At 52.9% G+C, this 16,306-nt stretch carries 14 protein-coding genes; all 14 read right to left on the reverse strand.

Annotated elements, in window-relative coordinates; genetic code table 11:
- Positions 1 to 59: 59 nt before the first annotated feature.
- On the reverse strand, positions 60 to 1,631 hold the full coding sequence (locus tag IAE55_RS24005; RefSeq protein WP_200634097.1) for a peptidoglycan DD-metalloendopeptidase family protein: 1,572 nt from the start codon (positions 1,629 to 1,631) through the stop codon (positions 60 to 62).
- A 246-nt stretch (positions 1,632 to 1,877) separates the two neighbouring features.
- Positions 1,878 to 2,618, reverse strand: coding sequence for a hypothetical protein (locus IAE55_RS24010; RefSeq protein WP_200634098.1), 741 nt, complete (start codon positions 2,616 to 2,618; stop codon positions 1,878 to 1,880).
- 525 nt (positions 2,619 to 3,143) lie between these two features.
- Positions 3,144 to 4,424: an adenylosuccinate synthase gene (locus IAE55_RS24015; RefSeq protein ID WP_200634099.1), complete on the reverse strand. Its 1,281-nt coding sequence runs from the start codon at positions 4,422 to 4,424 to the stop codon at positions 3,144 to 3,146.
- A gap of 350 nt (positions 4,425 to 4,774) precedes the next feature.
- Positions 4,775 to 6,136 carry a replicative DNA helicase gene (dnaB, locus tag IAE55_RS24020; protein WP_105445379.1) on the reverse strand — a complete coding sequence of 454 codons (1,362 nt, stop codon included), beginning with the start codon at positions 6,134 to 6,136 and terminating at the stop codon, positions 4,775 to 4,777.
- Position 6,137: 1 nt separating this feature from the next.
- Positions 6,138 to 6,581, reverse strand: coding sequence for a 50S ribosomal protein L9 (gene rplI, locus IAE55_RS24025; RefSeq protein WP_076172443.1), 444 nt, complete (start codon positions 6,579 to 6,581; stop codon positions 6,138 to 6,140).
- Positions 6,578 to 8,581 (reverse strand): DHH family phosphoesterase, encoded by a 2,004-nt coding sequence (locus IAE55_RS24030; protein WP_076172445.1) that lies wholly within the window; start codon positions 8,579 to 8,581, stop codon positions 6,578 to 6,580. The genes rplI and IAE55_RS24030 overlap by 4 nt, the downstream gene beginning before the upstream one ends.
- A gap of 10 nt (positions 8,582 to 8,591) precedes the next feature.
- Positions 8,592 to 9,503, reverse strand: a complete 912-nt coding sequence (locus IAE55_RS24035; RefSeq protein WP_234489821.1) for a DUF2232 domain-containing protein — start codon at positions 9,501 to 9,503, stop codon at positions 8,592 to 8,594.
- An 11-nt stretch (positions 9,504 to 9,514) separates the two neighbouring features.
- Entirely contained in the window at positions 9,515 to 9,817 is a 303-nt protein-coding gene (locus IAE55_RS24040; protein ID WP_076172449.1) for a MazG-like family protein, read from the reverse strand.
- Between the two features lie 356 nt (positions 9,818 to 10,173).
- Positions 10,174 to 10,626, reverse strand: coding sequence for a CBS domain-containing protein (locus IAE55_RS24045; RefSeq protein WP_116233205.1), 453 nt, complete (start codon positions 10,624 to 10,626; stop codon positions 10,174 to 10,176).
- Between the two features lie 311 nt (positions 10,627 to 10,937).
- Positions 10,938 to 11,957 (reverse strand): LCP family protein, encoded by a 1,020-nt coding sequence (locus IAE55_RS24050; RefSeq protein ID WP_145162293.1) that lies wholly within the window; start codon positions 11,955 to 11,957, stop codon positions 10,938 to 10,940.
- Positions 11,958 to 12,321: 364 nt separating this feature from the next.
- Complete coding sequence (locus tag IAE55_RS24055; RefSeq protein WP_089549489.1) at positions 12,322 to 13,326, reverse strand: ABC transporter ATP-binding protein; 1,005 nt, start codon at positions 13,324 to 13,326, stop codon at positions 12,322 to 12,324.
- Positions 13,319 to 14,347, reverse strand: a complete 1,029-nt coding sequence (locus tag IAE55_RS24060; RefSeq protein ID WP_145027543.1) for an ABC transporter ATP-binding protein — start codon at positions 14,345 to 14,347, stop codon at positions 13,319 to 13,321. Before IAE55_RS24060 ends, IAE55_RS24055 begins: the two co-directional genes overlap by 8 nt.
- Positions 14,314 to 15,306 carry an ABC transporter permease gene (locus tag IAE55_RS24065; RefSeq protein WP_234489817.1) on the reverse strand — a complete coding sequence of 331 codons (993 nt, stop codon included), beginning with the start codon at positions 15,304 to 15,306 and terminating at the stop codon, positions 14,314 to 14,316. Before IAE55_RS24065 ends, IAE55_RS24060 begins: the two co-directional genes overlap by 34 nt.
- On the reverse strand, positions 15,303 to 16,274 hold the full coding sequence (locus IAE55_RS24070; protein ID WP_076172462.1) for an ABC transporter permease: 972 nt from the start codon (positions 16,272 to 16,274) through the stop codon (positions 15,303 to 15,305). Before IAE55_RS24070 ends, IAE55_RS24065 begins: the two co-directional genes overlap by 4 nt.
- Between the last annotated feature and the right edge of the window lie 32 nt (positions 16,275 to 16,306).

The following is a 16,306-nucleotide window of genomic DNA, read 5'->3' on the forward strand; positions in this document are numbered from 1 at the left end:
TAAATATATGATAGCTGTATCCGGTTATGATCTTATGCTAATCCTTACCGCAGACCAACTCAGTTCAAATATTTCATCGGGTTCTGAATCGAACCGTTCTTGTGGATCTCAAAATGCAGATGGGTGCCGGTCGAATGTCCGGTGCTGCCCATGATGCCGATTTTTTCGCCTTGGCTTACTTTTTGACCGCTGTGAACCGAGATGCTGTTCAAATGTCCGTACAGCGTTTCATAGCCGTTGCCATGACTGATGATGATGGCGTTGCCGTAGCCGCTGATTTGGCCCGTAAAGGTTACCGTGCCGTCGTCAGCCGCCATGATCGTCCGGTTGCCGGATACCATGTCGATGCCCTTATGCATTTTGCCCCAGCGGGTCCCATAGGAGCTGGATATGACATGGCCACTCACCGGCCAGGCGAACTGTCCGGAGCCTCTGCCCGGTACCTTCGTTCCCTGCAGGACGACCTCTTTGAGCGAAGACTTCACGACCGTTTGTCCGAGCCACTCCTCGCTGATGACCTTTCCGTTCTCCTTCGTCACCTGATAGGTCATCACCTTCAGGCCCTCCTGTCCGGGCCGAACAACCTTGGTCTTGCCGGCCGGCAGTTCTTTGCTCTTGCGGATTTCGATTTCCGGCGCAGTCGATACCTGCTCGGTCACCTTCTCGACCGTCTTCACCGTAATCGGCGGCTTCGGCACCGTCAGCTTCAGCTGATCGCCGATCTGCAGGTACTTTTCCTTCACACCCGGATTGTTGCTGTAAATCTCCTTCTGGCTGATCTTGAACTGGCTCGCGATCGTGCTGATCGTATCGCCTTCCTCCACCGTGTACACCAGCGGCGCTTCCTGCCCGGTCGTCAGCAGCTTAGCCGCTTCCGCCGCGGACAGCACTTTGTTCGGGTCGGCTTTGACCGGCGCTACCGTCACTTTCTCCTTAATAGACACCTTTTGGACCGAAGCTCCCGGCGCCGACGCGGTTTTCGCAGAGGAAGTGGTAGCTGCCATCTTCTTCAGCTTCGTTTCCGCCTTGTCCTTCCCGCTGGCCGCAGTGACTGCAGCCTTCGGCGCGAACTTCATCTGCGCCTGTTCCAGTGCAGCATCCACCGTGGCCTGGTCCTTCACGATCCCGACGACCTTGCCGTTTACTTTCAGCTCCACACCTTCGGCATATGCCTTAAGCATACCGTCCAGCTTCTTGAGCGTGTTATCCGTATCGGGCTTAGCCTGAAACGCCTTCTCGACCTTCGTCGTGATGCCGTCCGTCTGGAGCACCATCTCCACACCCGGATATTTATCTTGATATTCCTTCTGCTTTTGGCTGAACAGCTTATCGATTTGAGAGGGATCCTTGACCGTCCCGATTTCCTGATTATGTACAAGGACATGATAATACGGGACCATATTGGCATTGACGTACTGATTGCCTGCATACACAAGTCCTGCGATCACGATGACCGCACCGGCCGTACCCGCAATCCATTTCCGTGGAGCGCTCCATTTCCGCCCTTGAGATTCGGTTCCAGGCGTCGCAACGCCCATATGCTGATGTTCATCCTGCTTTCCGGAGAGTTGCGCGGAATTTGTCGAAACTTGATTATTCTCCTTCCAGCGGTTATCCTTAAAACCCTTCATAACTCTCTCCTTGTTTGCTTTGTATGCTTTTTCAAAAATGACGAAAAAGTTAAAATTTTGATACCTTTTTACACAATCTATACTTTAACACAACGTTTACAAACAATTCAACTCTCGGCGCACAGCAAAAAACCCGCGTCCGACGCGGGTTTGTGTTATTTACCTATAAGTGGATTGCGTTGCTTTAATTCATTAAAAGGTTACAACTTCCTCCGTTGGGTTTGATCACCCAGTGTTTCCAGCCGCCTATTGCTCCAGCAGTTTACTAAGCACGGCATATTCTTCCTTCGTCAAATACTTGGAGATCGTGTCTTCTATTGTCGATAATTCTTGCTCGGTCAGGCCGTCCTCCATGGCGGCCGAAATTTTTTGCATTTCCGATTGCGGCAGCTTTTTCATCAAAATGTTAAAAATCTGCTCCTTCTCCGTTGTAGTCAGCTCTTCTTTCTTCTGGATCATTTCGTCCGGGCTGATGACGACCTGCTGATCGGCTGCGGACTGGCCGCCCATGGCTGATTCGCTCAGACCCTGCCCCATAACGGGCAGTGCGTCGTCCGATGCATCCGCGCCCTCGGCGTCTGCAGTTCCTCCCGTCTCCGTACCGGCCGTGCTCCCGCTCCCCGATCCCGCCTCACCAGCGTTGGTTCCAGTCTGGGACCCGGCTCCGGCCGTTTCTCCCGCTCCCTCCGTGCTGCCTGTTCCGGTTTCTGCCGTAGTCGTGCTTCCATCCGTCGACTTGCTGTCGTCCGCCGTATGAGCCGTGCTGGCCGCCTCTTTATCGGGCTCCTTTTCCTTGGTGGTGTTCAAACCCAGCATTCCCTTCATCATGCCACCAAAGCCCGTCGGCTGGCCCTCGAGCTGAATGTTAAAGCTGGCCAGCAGCGATTGGACATACATATTCACGACAGCTCCCGTCGTAAGTACCGTCAGGCCGCTGATCAGCACCACAGTCAGCACCGTTTTAAGCAGCCATTGCGCAATCTTCATGGCGCACCTCCTCCTTTGCCCTTCCCGTCTCATAGCCGGGTTGTTTTCCGGCATTCTAGCCGTTATTCTTTGTGACGACCTGTGACGACCTATCCATGCCAATACGTATGATTGTCTGTTATTAGAGCGTAATCGCTACGGGCCAGGCCGCCCCCATTCTGCACCGTTCCGACTCTATCAAAGTCACGGCCGCCGAACTCTATGAAACGGCGCTGCTCAATAGAATGAACTGAAAACTTTCAGTAAAATTTCAATTCAATCTATATATCTAGCAGTATTGACGGGAAGCGGAGGATTCAATCCTGCGGTACGCAAAATAGCCCCAACAAAGTGGGGCTTATGCTTCGATGCTTATTCCAGTACTTTTACGCAGACTCCACAACAAGGAAGCTGACTCCGCGTGGTTTGTACTTTCATTACATCATCAAAAAAAGGCCACCCTGACGCACTTGGCGTTAAGGTGACCTCATCGATCAAAACGGATATCTATCCGCCTGCTTCCAGGTATTGTACGCTGATTACTGATTAATAGATCGGCAATACCTGATTGGTCTGGTTCCGGTTGCGTCCTACCGAGAAGATGGCAATCGGAATGCCTGTAAGCTCAGATACGCGGTTAACGTAGTTGCGTGTCGTTTCCGGCAGATCGTCCAGCGTCTTCGCGCCGGAAATATCTTCGTGCCAGCCCGGCATTTCTTCGTACACCGCTTCGCATTCGCCCAGCATTTTCAGGCTCGACGGGTAGTGGGTGATAATTTCCCCGCGGTATTCGTATCCGGTGCAGATTTTAACCGTATCGAGACCTGTAAGCACGTCCAGGGAGTTCAGCGATAGTCCTGTCAGGCCGCTGACACGGCGCGCGTGGCGGACCACGACGCTGTCAAACCAGCCAACGCGGCGCGCACGACCGGTTACGGTACCGTACTCATGGCCCTTTTCCCGGATATAATCGCCGATCTCGTTGTTCAGCTCGGTCGGGAATGGTCCGTCACCTACACGGGTCGTGTAGGATTTGGCCACGCCAATAACCTGCTGGATTTTGGACGGCCCTACGCCCGATCCGATACATACGCCGCCCGCGGACGGGTTGGACGAAGTTACATATGGGTACGTGCCTTGGTCGATATCCAGCATGACCCCTTGCGCACCCTCAAACAGCACCTTGCGGTCTTCGTCGATCGCGTCGTTCAGGACGACCGAGGTATCGGTAACGTACTTACGGATTTGCTCCGCATAGTCCAGGTACTGCTTCAGCACTTCCTCGACGTCCAGCGGCTCCCCGCCGTACATTTCGATGACCTGGTTCTTCTCTTTCATCAGATGGCGGAGCTTCAGTTCGAACTCCTCGGGATCCATCAGGTCAGAGATCCGGATGCCGTTACGAGCCGCCTTGTCCATGTAGCATGGGCCGATCCCTTTCCGGGTCGTGCCGATCTTGTTCGGCCCTTTGCGGTCTTCTTCCAGACCGTCCAGCACCATGTGATACGGCATAATGACATGCGCGCGATCGCTGATTCTCAGATTGTCCGTCTTAAATCCGTTGTCGTGAATGTATTGGATCTCTTCGAGCAGTGCCGCCGGGTTGATCACCATCCCGTTGCCGATGACGCAAATTTTATCGGAATAAAATACGCCGGATGGAATCAGGCTGAGCTTATATTTTTTACCGTCAATCAGAATGGTATGACCGGCATTGTTGCCGCCTTGATACCGGGCCACCACATCGGCGCTTTCCGCAAGATAATCCGTAATCTTGCCTTTGCCCTCGTCTCCCCATTGTGTTCCCACAACGACTACTGTTGACATGTTCATTCCCCCGCTTGGTGTGTACCACCGCATTTTAATTACAAGCTTATTTCATTATGTTTACCTGCAAGTATGATTATGCACCATTACAAAACTGCCATTGTCAAAGGGCATGTAAAACCCTCACACGTTCCAGTGTCCCCCTCCATGAGACGAGCGCTGGACTGTGCTAAAGCAGCATTACCAGTGTAACAGTCCCCATTTTTAAAGTCAAATAAAAAACGAACAATTGCACTAACTAAAGTACAATTGTTCGGAAATAAGACAAGCATTCTTAAAAATATGGATAACCATTTATAAGATCGATTGGATCTATCTATCTGTTCTCGCGAACATCATCGCCGGCTTCGCTACATCGCGAATGCGTCGGTGTGCGTCCGCTCGTAATTGACGAACTTATTGAAATTCTTCATGAAGACCAGTTCGACGGTGCCCACCGGACCGTTACGCTGCTTGGCGATAATGATCTCGATGATATTTTTCTTCTCCGTCTCCTGGTTATAGTAGTCGTCGCGGTACAGGAACGCAACGATATCGGCATCCTGCTCGATGGAACCCGACTCACGAAGGTCACTCATCATCGGACGCTTGTCCTGCCGCTGCTCTACGCCCCGGCTGAGCTGGGACAGAGCGATAACCGGTACGCTGAGCTCACGCGCGATCTGTTTCAGTGTACGGGAAATTTCGGATACTTCCTGCTGGCGGTTCTCGCCGGCTTTGCCACGTCCCTGGATCAGCTGCAGGTAGTCGATTACGATCATCCCGAGCCCTTTCTCCTTCTTCAGACGGCGGCACTTGGAGCGGATATCCGCAACGGTAATGCCTGGTGTATCATCGATGTAAATTTCGGCCTCCGCCAGGGAAGCGATCCCCATGGTCAGCTTGGCCCAATCCTCATCGGTCTTGAAATCACCGGTACGCATCAGGTTGGCATCCAGGTTGGCTTCGGCACAGATCATCCGGTTGACGAGCTGGGGCGCTGACATCTCCAGACTGAAGATCGCGACCGTTTCTTTCGCACGCACCGCCACGTTCTGGGCGATGTTCAGGGCAAATGCCGTCTTGCCGACGGAAGGACGGGCGGCCACGATAATCAAGTCGGAACGCTGGAAGCCATTCGTCATCCGGTCCAAATCGACAAAGCCTGTCGGTATGCCGGTGGTGCTTCCGCTCTGCTGGTGCAGCACCTCAACGCGCTCGAACACTTCCATCAGCACGTCGCGGATGGCGACAAAGCCGCTGCCGCTGCGCCGGTTGGAAATCTCCAGGATGCGCCGCTCGGCGTCGCTCAGCATGCCGGATACGTCTTCGCCGCCGGTGTAGCCTTCGCTGACGATCTGCGTCGCTGTGCGGATGAGCCGCCGCAGCATGGATTTCTCTTCGATGATCTGAGCGTAATACTCCACATTGGCCGCTGTCGGCACCGCATGTGCCAGCTTCGCCAGGTAGCTGACGCCCCCGATTTCTTCCAGCTGTCCTTTGTCCTGCAGACGCGAGGTTAAGGTAATGAGATCAATCGGCTGGTTCTCTTCTCCAAGCTGGATCATCGCCTCATAAATCAGCTGATGCGGCACATCGTAGAAATCCTCGGGTGAAACCCGCTCCATCGCGGTGATCATAGCCTCGCTCTGCAGCAGAATCGCACCTAGAACCGCCTGCTCCGCCTCCAGATTTTGCGGGGGAATCCGGTCGAAAAAGAGCTCTCCGCCCATCTTATTCCTCCGTGACCTGGACCTTCAGCGTAGCTTTGACATCCGGATGAAGCTTCACGGTCATCTGCGTCACGCCCAATGTCCGGATCGGCTCATCCAATTCGATCTTTCGTTTGTCGATCTTGATGCCTTGCTGCGAAAGTGCATCCGCGATTTGCTTGCTCGTGATGGCCCCGAACAGCCGTCCGCCTTCCCCGGCTTTCGCTTTAAGCTGTACGGTCATCTCTTCCAATTTTTTGCCGAGAACCTGTGCTTCCTCTTTCTCCTGCTCCTTGCGCTTCTGCTCGGCCGCGTTCTGGTTCTCCAGCGTCTTCATGTTACCCTCGGTTGCCACACGGGCGAGACCGCGCGGAATAAGGAAATTCGTTGCGTAGCCTTCCGATATATCTTTAATGTCCCCTTTTTTGCCTTGACCCTTAACATCCTTGATAAAAATGACTTTCATTCGAACAACCCCTCTTTCTCCTCAATTTGTGCAAGAACTTCGAGCAGCTGGGCCTCCGCTTCCTTGACGGTGCCCTTCAGCTGCACGGCAGCATTGGTCAGATGGCCTCCGCCGCCGAGGCGCTCCATCACGACCTGCACGTTCATCTTCCCGAAGGAACGGGCGCTGATCCCGATCAACCCGTCCGGACGTTCACTGATCACGAAGGAGGCCACCACATCCGTCATGTTCAGCAGCGTATCCGCCACCTGCGCAATGAGCAGCTGCGGGATGACCGTTCCCGGATCCGTTACGGCCAGAGCGATATGATCATATACCATTTTAGCACGCTTAATGATATCTGACTTTGCCAGATATTCCTGCAGGTCTTCCTTCAGCATCCGCTGGATCTGGATCGTATCCGCTCCGCTCCGGCGGAGGAAGCCTGCCGCCTCAAATGTCCGGGAACCGGTATGCAGCGCAAAATGCTTCGTATCCACCGTAATCCCGGCCAGCAGCATGGTCGCTTCCAGCGGCGTGAGCTGGATTTTCTCATGGATATACTGCAGCAGCTCCGTCACCAGCTCACAAGCGGATGAAGCGTACGGCTCCATGTACACGAGCACGGCGTCGTTAATGAATTCTTCGCCGCGGCGGTGATGGTCGACCACGACGACCCGGCTGGCGTGATGAACCAGCTTCGGTTCGATTGTCATGGACGCCTTGTGCGTGTCCACCACGACCAGCAGGCTGTGCGGGCTGATCAGCTGCAGCGCCTGCTCCGGTGAGATGAAGCGCTCGACGAGCTTCTCGTCCTTCTGGACCTGGGTCATCATCCGCTCAATGGACGGGTTCGTGCCCGGGAGCACAATGTACGCTTCCACATTGTACATCTGCGCCGCCTTCAGCACGCCGATGGAGGCTCCGATGACGTCCATATCTGGCATCTTGTGCCCCATAATGAACACCTTGTCGCTCTCCTGCATCAGGTCGCGCAGTGCATGCGCGATGACGCGCGCCCGGACCCGCGTGCGCTTCTCGACGGCGTTGGACTTGCCGCCGTAGAAAGACAGCCGCTGGCCGGCCTTGACGGCCGCCTGGTCGCCGCCGCGCCCGAGCGCCATGTCGAGCGACGACTGCGCCAGCTCGCCCAGCTCGCTGATGCTGTCGGGGCCAAAGCCCAGCCCGATGCTCAGCGTCATCGGTACTTTCAGCTCCGCGGTCATTTCGCGGACCTCGTCAAGAATGACAAAGCGGCTTTTCTCCAGCTCCTGTAGCGATCTATAGTTCAGCATCATTAAATACCGGTCGGACGACAAGCGCCGCAGATACACTTCGTAATGCTTCGCCCATTCCGTGATTTCGCTGGTCACCTTCGCAATGAGCGACGTGCGCTGCTGGTCATCCATGCCCTGGGCCGCTTCGTCCAGGTTATCCATCATAATAATGCCGATCGCCAGCTTCTCGGCCTCGTATTTCTCCCGGAGCACGACCATCTCCGTTACGTCGTACAGATAGATCAGCCGCTCATCGGTGTTCAGGATCAAATGATAGTGCAGCTCGCCCACCTGGATTTCCGTCTCGATCTCCTTGGGCCCGTCCTTATGCGCTTCCCGGCCGCCGTCCCTTTTCTCGGCAAGCAGCGGCATCAGATCAGGAAACAGCTCGGATAGGCTAGCGCCCACAAGCGATTTTTGACCGAACATGGTACAGACGAACCGGTTATTCCATTCAACCACGCGGTCCTCGCTGTACAGCACGATCCCAAAGGGCAGCGTATTGATGGCTTCCCCTTCGACCCGTTTCACCCGGAAGGAGAGGCCGTTGATGTATTCAAGCAGTTTTTTGCGGAAGTCCATTTCCTTCTTCAGCACCGCATAGCAGAGCGCGACGACAAGGCAGAGGCTGACGATTCCCAGCGCCCAGTTATACCGGGTCACAATAATGACCAGAACCAGCATCAGCGCAAACGCCCAGACGGTATAATAGCCGTGCCAGCGTTTCTGTAGAAATTTAGGCATGACACCCACCCTAACGTTTTGATTTGGTCATAAATTGACGAAGCGGAAATGCAAGATCCAGAATGCCGATAATCCGCATCGGCGGGAACAGCAGAATGGGAATCGCGAACAGCAGCGGGATGACGGGATGCCATTTCCGCTTGTGCCCCAAAAAGAAGAAGAAGCCAAACGCTTGAATCATAAAGCAAATATGCAGAAGCGGCAGCAAGTTCGCGGCAATCATGTCGAGAAAGCTGTTCTTTGATCCGCTTGCGAAAATTTCAATAATGACACCAATCAGATAATACCAGATCAGGGATCTCGGCAGCATCCACTCGCGGGCCGGCTTCAGCCTTGGAACAGAGAAGCCCATGCTGTCCATGATCGGACGAGCAAGCGCGTGCGTGATCACCGCCATCATAAAGGAACTGACTATCATGGCAAAAGGAATCATTTGCACCGTGGCGTCGCTTACCATCTGCATCTCCTCGGGAGACCAGGCCATATCCGAAATCAGCGGGTTGCTTCCGCCCACATCACGCAGCGGAGACATCGTCATTTTGACAATGTCATGGACATAGCTGGACAGATCAAAGTGGAAGAACGCCGTTCCGACCAACAGCAGGAGCAGCAGTTCCGCCAGAATGGTACCCGCACCCAGCATTAATGTGCGTATAGCCGGCACCCTTCTCTTGTAAGCCCGCCCCATAATCAGGGCAGGAATCATAAAATAAACGGCGAGCAGCAAATACACCGGATGTACAAGGTAGGCAATCAGCCAAACCGGGAGCACATGCAGTATGAACGATTTGACGTTAAGTGTTGTGAATAGGATTGCGGCCGGCAGGATGAGAAAAAAGACGGTCACAATCGAGAAGGGAGATAGTAAAGATAGCAGCAGGAGCAAATAGACGACACTCCAGACTACCGACGTCCAGCGCATTTTCAATGTGTTCACCTCTTACGCATATGTTCTTCCAGCGCGGAAATATCCTGGTACCAATCTTCAAGCTGGTGACCTTCCTGTTTATGCTTCTTCAATTTGTCGAGCAGCAGATCATCCATGTCCCGGTAGGACATGCCGAGCCTGCGGGCCAGTATGTAAGAGCTCATAATCAAGCTGGCGAGACTGTCACCCACCCGGGTGGTGCTGCCTTCCCACAAGGCTTTGAAAAGACGGGATACGTGGTCTACGACTTCGGTTTTCAGCCATTCAATAACTTTAGCACGTTTGGCTACATCCAAATCCTTTGGCATGCCTCTAGGTCACACTCCCTTAAATAACCCCACGATGTGGGGCTTTATCCTCCGATGCCTATTCGGTTTCTCTTCGGCGGCCCAATATCAGCAAATACGCCTTTTTTTGATGAAAAAGCTTTATTCTCCATTATAGCATAAATAATAGCCTCTCACGAAAAGCCCCCCTGGCCTAAAACGGCGGCAAACATCCAGCAAAGTGGCGTTATTAACCTCTGCCTATGTTCCTGCCTACGAACGGATAAATGAATAAATGATAAGGCAAAAAAGACCTGCCATCCCGTACATCTCAATCCAAGCAGGTCTTTTGCCATTGCTTATTCAAAATCTTTGCCCAGCTTCCTCAAACCAGCGGATTAGCGGGTCTCTATGGATGCCTTGGTCTCCTCCGAAGCTTTGGATTCTCTGGAGACGAACTTCTCGCAGTATTCGATAATCTGGCTTCTGCGCACGATGCCGATAAACCGGTTCATATCATCCACCACCGGCACGAAGTTCTGCACTTTCGCCAAATTAATCAGATCTTCCATATTGGCGTCGATGGACACCGGCTTATTATGCACTTTGAGCGGAACTTCCTTCAGCAGAAATTTGGACGTATTCTCGAACGTCACCTTTCCGCCGGAATTCTTCATATACCAGAGCAGATCGCCTTCCGTGACCGTTCCTGCATATTCCCCGTTCTTCCCGACGATCGGTACGGCCGTATACCTGTGATACTCCATCCGTTCCAGCGTTTGCCGCAGCGTGGAGTCCATGGTAACACTGACCACTTCCTGTTTAGGGAGCAGAAAAAACGCTATATTCATGAAAATTGATCCTCCTCTTACCCTTTTTCAAGGTTCCCCTAACTCCATACGTTTCAAACCGTCCAATGTCTCAGTAGGGACACAAAATCAGCAGCCGAACCTGTGGCTGCCGATCATGCCCCGCATTTCTGATCCCGCAAAGGCACACTGCTGCTTGTTGCGGTTTGGTTTTCTCTATATGCGAGCCAATAGGCACGCTTTTTTGATATAAGATAGCTTAATCTTCGGGGACTCAGCATCCTTATATCGCAATAAAAACTTCCGCTAAATGCGGTCTGGCTTCTTAGAATGTTCGTCGATAAACGTTTTTGTTACTTTACAGCAGTCGTTTCTTCCTTCTTATCCAACATATCCGGCGTCAACAGCTGATCCGAAGGGGTGTCCGGATTCTCCCAGCTGTCGATCAGCTTCTTGGCGTTCTGCACATCCTTCTTGATCGGATCATCATAATAAACGCCGTCAATCTTCATGCCCTCACCCATGATGGTATAGGCAGTCATCTCAGCCTTATCACCGGCCAGCACTTGTTTCGCTAAATTGATAATGAAATTGGGCTGCATATCGGTTTTGAAATTGTCACCCATAATTTCGAGCAGCTCCGGAATTTTGGAAATTTGATTCAGGTTCAGCATCCGGTTGGCCACCGCATCCAAAAAGACCTGCTGGCGCTTCGTCCGGTTAAAATCGCTGTCCTCCCGGTAGCGCACATAGTTGAGCGCTTCTTCACCGCTGTAAATAGGCTTATTGGCTTTGACCGTAAATTTCTCATGATCCTTGCCTTTGTTAACAATATCTTTGCCGATCGGCAGCTCCACGCCGCCCAGTGCGTCAACCGCGTCCTTCAGACCTTTGAAATTGATGGTGGCATAATAATTGATATCGTGGTTCAGGAACGCCTCGACGGTATCCTTGGACATCTGCTGACCTCCAAAGGCATACGCATGGGTAATTTTATCTTTTTTACCTTTGCCGACAATCTCTGTATACGTGTCCCGTGGAATCGAAATGAGCAGCACCTTGGAATCCTTTGGACGTACGACCGAATAAATGATCGTATCCGAACGCGACGGTTCGTTGTCACGCTGGTCGGATCCGAGCAGCAGCACCGAGAACGGCTTGCTTTGGTACGCAATCTTCTCCACCGGCTTGCTCGGCACGTTGTCCTGGGACGTCAACGGCTGATACGATTTCTGCAGCGAGCTTTCCACTTGCTTGGACAGGAACAGGTCAAAGGCCATGACTGCGAGCTGCTTGCGGAAGAGATAAGCCCCTCCGGCCAGAAGCAGCAAAATCACAGTTAACGTTATATATGTTTTTGTTCTCTTTTTCATTAAGGGATTCCTTCTTTAAATTTAGAATAAAAAATGAATTATAGCCAGGTCGCGCCTGTACTTCCATCCCTCCCTTCTATATTTACACGAGGGGCGAAGGCTTGACGCACAAGCTTGCCCGCTGCCATTTGGGTATAAAGTCACAGCCAAACGACATTTACATTGTAAACGCAAACGAAACAAAAGAAAACCTTAAAAAGGTAACAGTGTTACCGGAAAGAGGATATTTCCAAGTTGTTTTCTTCCCTCAAAAAAAGCCCCGCCTCGGCTGAACACCGCAGGCAGGGCTGTATATGGAACGCTCAGAAGGACCCCAATCCATCCTGTATACGCAGCATATGAGCTCTAATCATCGAATACAATATTACTTCAGGCTGTTCAGGTCCGAACCGCCTTCCACGCCGATCGGGAAGTGGCAGGCAACCTGGCGCCCAGGAAGCACTTCCGTCAGGGCCGGTTCCACTTGGCTGCATTTCTCCTGAGCAAACGGGCAGCGCGGATGGAAACGGCAGCCGGACGGTGGATTGGCCGGAGACGGCACATCGCCCTGAAGGACGATCCGGTTGCGTTTCTTCGTTGGCGTCGGCTTCGGAATCGCGGACAGAAGCGCCGCGGTGTAAGGATGAAGCGGGTTGGCGTACAGCGTTTCCGTTTCGCCGACCTCAACCATTTTACCGAGGTACATGACGCCGACGCGGTCGGAAATGTGCCGGACGACGTTCAGGCCGTGGGCGATGAACAGGAACGTCAGGCCCATTTCGCGCTGCAGCTTCATCAGCAGGTTGATGACCTGCGACTGGACCGACACGTCAAGCGCCGATACCGCTTCGTCGGCCACGATGAATTTCGGATTCAGCGCGATAGCGCGAGCGATCCCGATCCGCTGACGCTGACCGCCGGAAAATTCATGCGGATATCGGTTCCGACGGGAAGCGTCCAAACCGACCAGCTCCATCAGCTCAATGACGCGCTTTTCGATCTCCGAAGAAGACATCTTCGTATGGACCTTCAGCGGTTCGCCGATAATATCCTTGACCAGGAAACGAGGGTTCAGGGAACCGAACGGATCCTGAAAAATAATTTGCATTTCCTCGCGCATTTTGTTCAATTCCTTGGAGCCCATGGAATGAATATCGCGCCCGTTAAATTTAACGGCACCAGCAGTAGCGTTCTGCAGCCGTAAAATGACCCGGCCCAGCGTCGACTTGCCGCATCCGGACTCGCCGACGAGTCCGAAGGTTTCGCCTTCGCGGATCGTAATGGACACGTCGTCGACCGCTTTGACATTGCCCACAACGCGGTTCAGCAGTCCTTTATGGATAGGGAAATACTTCTTCACGTGCTCTACTTCGATCAAGTTCTTAGCCATTGGCATTTCCCCCTATTCCACCGCTTACCGAGACTCCGTTACGATCCTTGTCTTCGTACAACCAGCATTTCGTGCTGTGTTCTTCGCCGATCTGAATATCGCCCGGCTCTACCTGACGGCATTTATCCATCACATGCGGACAGCGCGGGTTAAAGCGGCATCCTTTCGGCAGGTTGCCCAGACCAGGGATGGTGCCCTTGATCGTGTACAATTCGTTGCCGCGTTTACCTTCAAATCCCGGAATGGACTGCAGCAGACCAACCGTGTATGGATGGGAAGGGTTCGAGAAAATCTCTTCAACCGTACCCTGCTCGACGATCGAGCCCGCATACATAACGGCAATATGGTCAGCCACCTCGGCAGCCACACCCATATCGTGTGTGATCAGCAGAATCGCCATACCGAGTTCTTCTTTCAGTTTCATAAGCAGTTCCAGAATCTGTGCCTGTACCGTCACGTCCAATGCGGTCGTCGGTTCGTCCGCGATCAAGAGCTCCGGTTTGCAGGCCAGTGCCACCGCGATGACGACGCGCTGACACATACCGCCCGACAGTTCGTGCGGATACTGCTTGGCTCGCATTTCCGGAGCCGGAATACCTACCAGACGAAGCAGTTCGATCGCTTCTTTCCAGGCTTCGCTGTGGCTCTTGTTCTGATGCAGACGCAGGCTCTCCGCGATCTGCTCACCCACGGTAAAGACGGGGTTAAGCGCAGACATCGGGTCCTGAAAAATCATCGCGATCTTGTTGCCGCGGATCGATCTCATCTGGTCCTGCTCTTTAGTTGCAAGGTCGTCGCCATTAAACCGGATGTTACCTTCCAGTATACTGCCCCCTGCATAATCTATCAGACGCATGATGGATAAAGAGGTAACACTTTTTCCGCTGCCGGACTCGCCGACGAGGCAGAGCGTCTGTCCTTTTTCGATATTGAGTGAGATCCGGTCCGTCGCCTTGACGAAACCATTCTCGGACATAAATGCCGTGGTCAGATTCCGGATTTCGAGTAGTTTTTCCGCCATTTGTCCAGCCTCCTCCGGGAAATCTTCTTCTTCTGTCTAGGGTCCATCGCATCGCGGATACCGTCGCCGATGAAGTTGACGGCAAGCACGACCGCCAGGATACAAACCCCTGGATAAATGGCCTGCAACGGGTCAATCAGCATAAACTCTTGCGAGTTGCTCAGCATAAGTCCCCAGCTTGTGGCCGGTGCCTGGATACCCAGACCCAGGTAGGACAATCCGGACTCGGAAAGAATCGCGCCCCCTACCATCAGGGTAGCGTTTACGATAATCGGAAAGCTTGCGTTACGAAGCAAATGCCTGAAAATAATACCTGTCTTGGAAACGCCGATGGCGCGGGCAGCTTCCACGTACTGCATTTCACGAAGCTGCAGGTACGTACCGCGAACGAGTCGGGCCACGCCCATCCAGCTTGTAAAGGCCAATATCATGATCATATATTGGATTTTCGTTCCGAAAATCGCCATAACCAAAATGTTTAGGAACAGCGTCGGTATCGAGTTCATGACGTCAATCAGACGCATGAAGATCGTATCGATCCAGCCGCCGAAGAAGCCGGAAATCGCGCCGACCAATGTTCCGATGATGACGGAAATGGCCGCGACGGAAAAGCCGACCGTCAGAGAAATCTGACCGCTGTGCAGCAGTCTTGAGAAAATATCGCGCCCCAGTTCGTCTGTGCCCAGAAGGTGATCGCCAGTGCCTGGCTTCAAGTTGGAGTTCATCAGATCGATTTTAGCAGGGTCGTAAGGCGAAATAACGTTTGCCAGTACGGATATCACGACAAAAAAGAGCAAAACAATAAGCCCGGTTACGGCATAAGGATTACGAAGGAATTTCTTCACGACCGTCATCCACGGGCCCGGAGGCTTCTTGGAAGGGGGAAGTGGCGCGCTGGCCGGTTCCGGATGCTCAGATGCCTGAACATTGGGAGCTGTCTCGATGTTCATGTCACTCATGCCGATTTTCCTCCTTTACTTCCAAGTTTCACGCGTGGGTCGACGATCTTATACAGAATATCAGCGATAAAGTTACCGGCAACGACGACCACAGCCGTAATGAGCGTAATCGCCATTAACACGGAATACTCACGCGAACGTGCCATTTCGACGAACAACCGTCCCATGCCCGGCCAGTTAAACACGCTTTCCGTCAGCGTCGCACCACCGACCAGAATCGGCAGATCCAGGCCAATGATCGTAATGATCGGAATCAAAGCATTACGCAGCGCATGCCGGAAAATGACCTTGCGCTCAGGCACGCCCTTCGCACGGGCCGTACGGATGTAGTCCTGCTCCAGCACTTCAAGCATACTGGAACGCGCGTATTTGGAGTATGAGGCCAAGAAACCAAGCACCAAGACGGAGCAAGGCAGAATCAAGTGATACAGCAGGTTGCCGAAGTTCCCTTGCTTATCCATGTCGTACATGTCGGACAGCGGGAGCCAGTCTAGCTTTAGGGAAAACAACTCCTGCAGGATGATCCCGAACCAGAACGCAGGCATTGCAAAGCCAATGTAACTGACAAAGTTAGCCGTCTGGTCGGAAATGCCGTACACTTTCGTACTGTTATAAATCCCCCATGGAATGGCGATGAGCAGTGAGATAAACCAAGCGAACGCCATCAGTTTGATCGTGTTGCCAACCGTTGGCCACAACACTTCGCCAACCGGCAGGTTGTTCTTGAACGTGTGACCCAAGTCGCCTTTCAGCATGTTCGTCAACCAAATAACATACTGGGTAGGAACCGGCTTATCCAGACCCAGGTTATGGGCTTGGATCTTTGCGGTTTCGGGTGATACTCCAGGGGCCATCATCATCTGTGTTGGACCGCCTGGCGCAGCGTGAATAAGGCCGAATGCAACCAAAGAGATCAGAAAGAGTACAAGAATGGATTGCAGTAAGCGGCGGATGAAGTATTCAGTCATTGTTGATCCTCCTAGAGATGATACGGACACGG

The organism is Paenibacillus sp. S28, from assembly GCF_016624415.1.
Lineage (GTDB): Bacteria > Bacillota > Bacilli > Paenibacillales > Paenibacillaceae > Paenibacillus_AQ > Paenibacillus_AQ favisporus.

Excerpts from the sequence above, each read along its gene's own strand:
- IAE55_RS24005 (WP_200634097.1), bottom strand. The coding sequence starts at position 1,631 with ATGAAGGGTTTTAAGGATAACCGCTGGAAGGAGAATAATCAAGTTTCG.
- IAE55_RS24010 (WP_200634098.1), bottom strand. The coding sequence starts at position 2,618 with ATGAAGATTGCGCAATGGCTGCTTAAAACGGTGCTGACTGTGGTGCTG.
- IAE55_RS24015 (WP_200634099.1), bottom strand. The coding sequence starts at position 4,424 with ATGTCAACAGTAGTCGTTGTGGGAACACAATGGGGAGACGAGGGCAAA.
- dnaB (WP_105445379.1), bottom strand. The coding sequence starts at position 6,136 with ATGGGCGGAGAGCTCTTTTTCGACCGGATTCCCCCGCAAAATCTGGAG.
- rplI (WP_076172443.1), bottom strand. The coding sequence starts at position 6,581 with ATGAAAGTCATTTTTATCAAGGATGTTAAGGGTCAAGGCAAAAAAGGG.
- IAE55_RS24030 (WP_076172445.1), bottom strand. The coding sequence starts at position 8,581 with ATGCCTAAATTTCTACAGAAACGCTGGCACGGCTATTATACCGTCTGG.
- IAE55_RS24035 (WP_234489821.1), bottom strand. The coding sequence starts at position 9,503 with ATGCGCTGGACGTCGGTAGTCTGGAGTGTCGTCTATTTGCTCCTGCTG.
- IAE55_RS24040 (WP_076172449.1), bottom strand. The coding sequence starts at position 9,817 with ATGCCAAAGGATTTGGATGTAGCCAAACGTGCTAAAGTTATTGAATGG.
- IAE55_RS24045 (WP_116233205.1), bottom strand. The coding sequence starts at position 10,626 with ATGAATATAGCGTTTTTTCTGCTCCCTAAACAGGAAGTGGTCAGTGTT.
- IAE55_RS24050 (WP_145162293.1), bottom strand. The coding sequence starts at position 11,957 with ATGAAAAAGAGAACAAAAACATATATAACGTTAACTGTGATTTTGCTG.
- IAE55_RS24055 (WP_089549489.1), bottom strand. The coding sequence starts at position 13,326 with ATGGCTAAGAACTTGATCGAAGTAGAGCACGTGAAGAAGTATTTCCCT.
- IAE55_RS24060 (WP_145027543.1), bottom strand. The coding sequence starts at position 14,347 with ATGGCGGAAAAACTACTCGAAATCCGGAATCTGACCACGGCATTTATG.
- IAE55_RS24065 (WP_234489817.1), bottom strand. The coding sequence starts at position 15,306 with ATGAGTGACATGAACATCGAGACAGCTCCCAATGTTCAGGCATCTGAG.
- IAE55_RS24070 (WP_076172462.1), bottom strand. The coding sequence starts at position 16,274 with ATGACTGAATACTTCATCCGCCGCTTACTGCAATCCATTCTTGTACTC.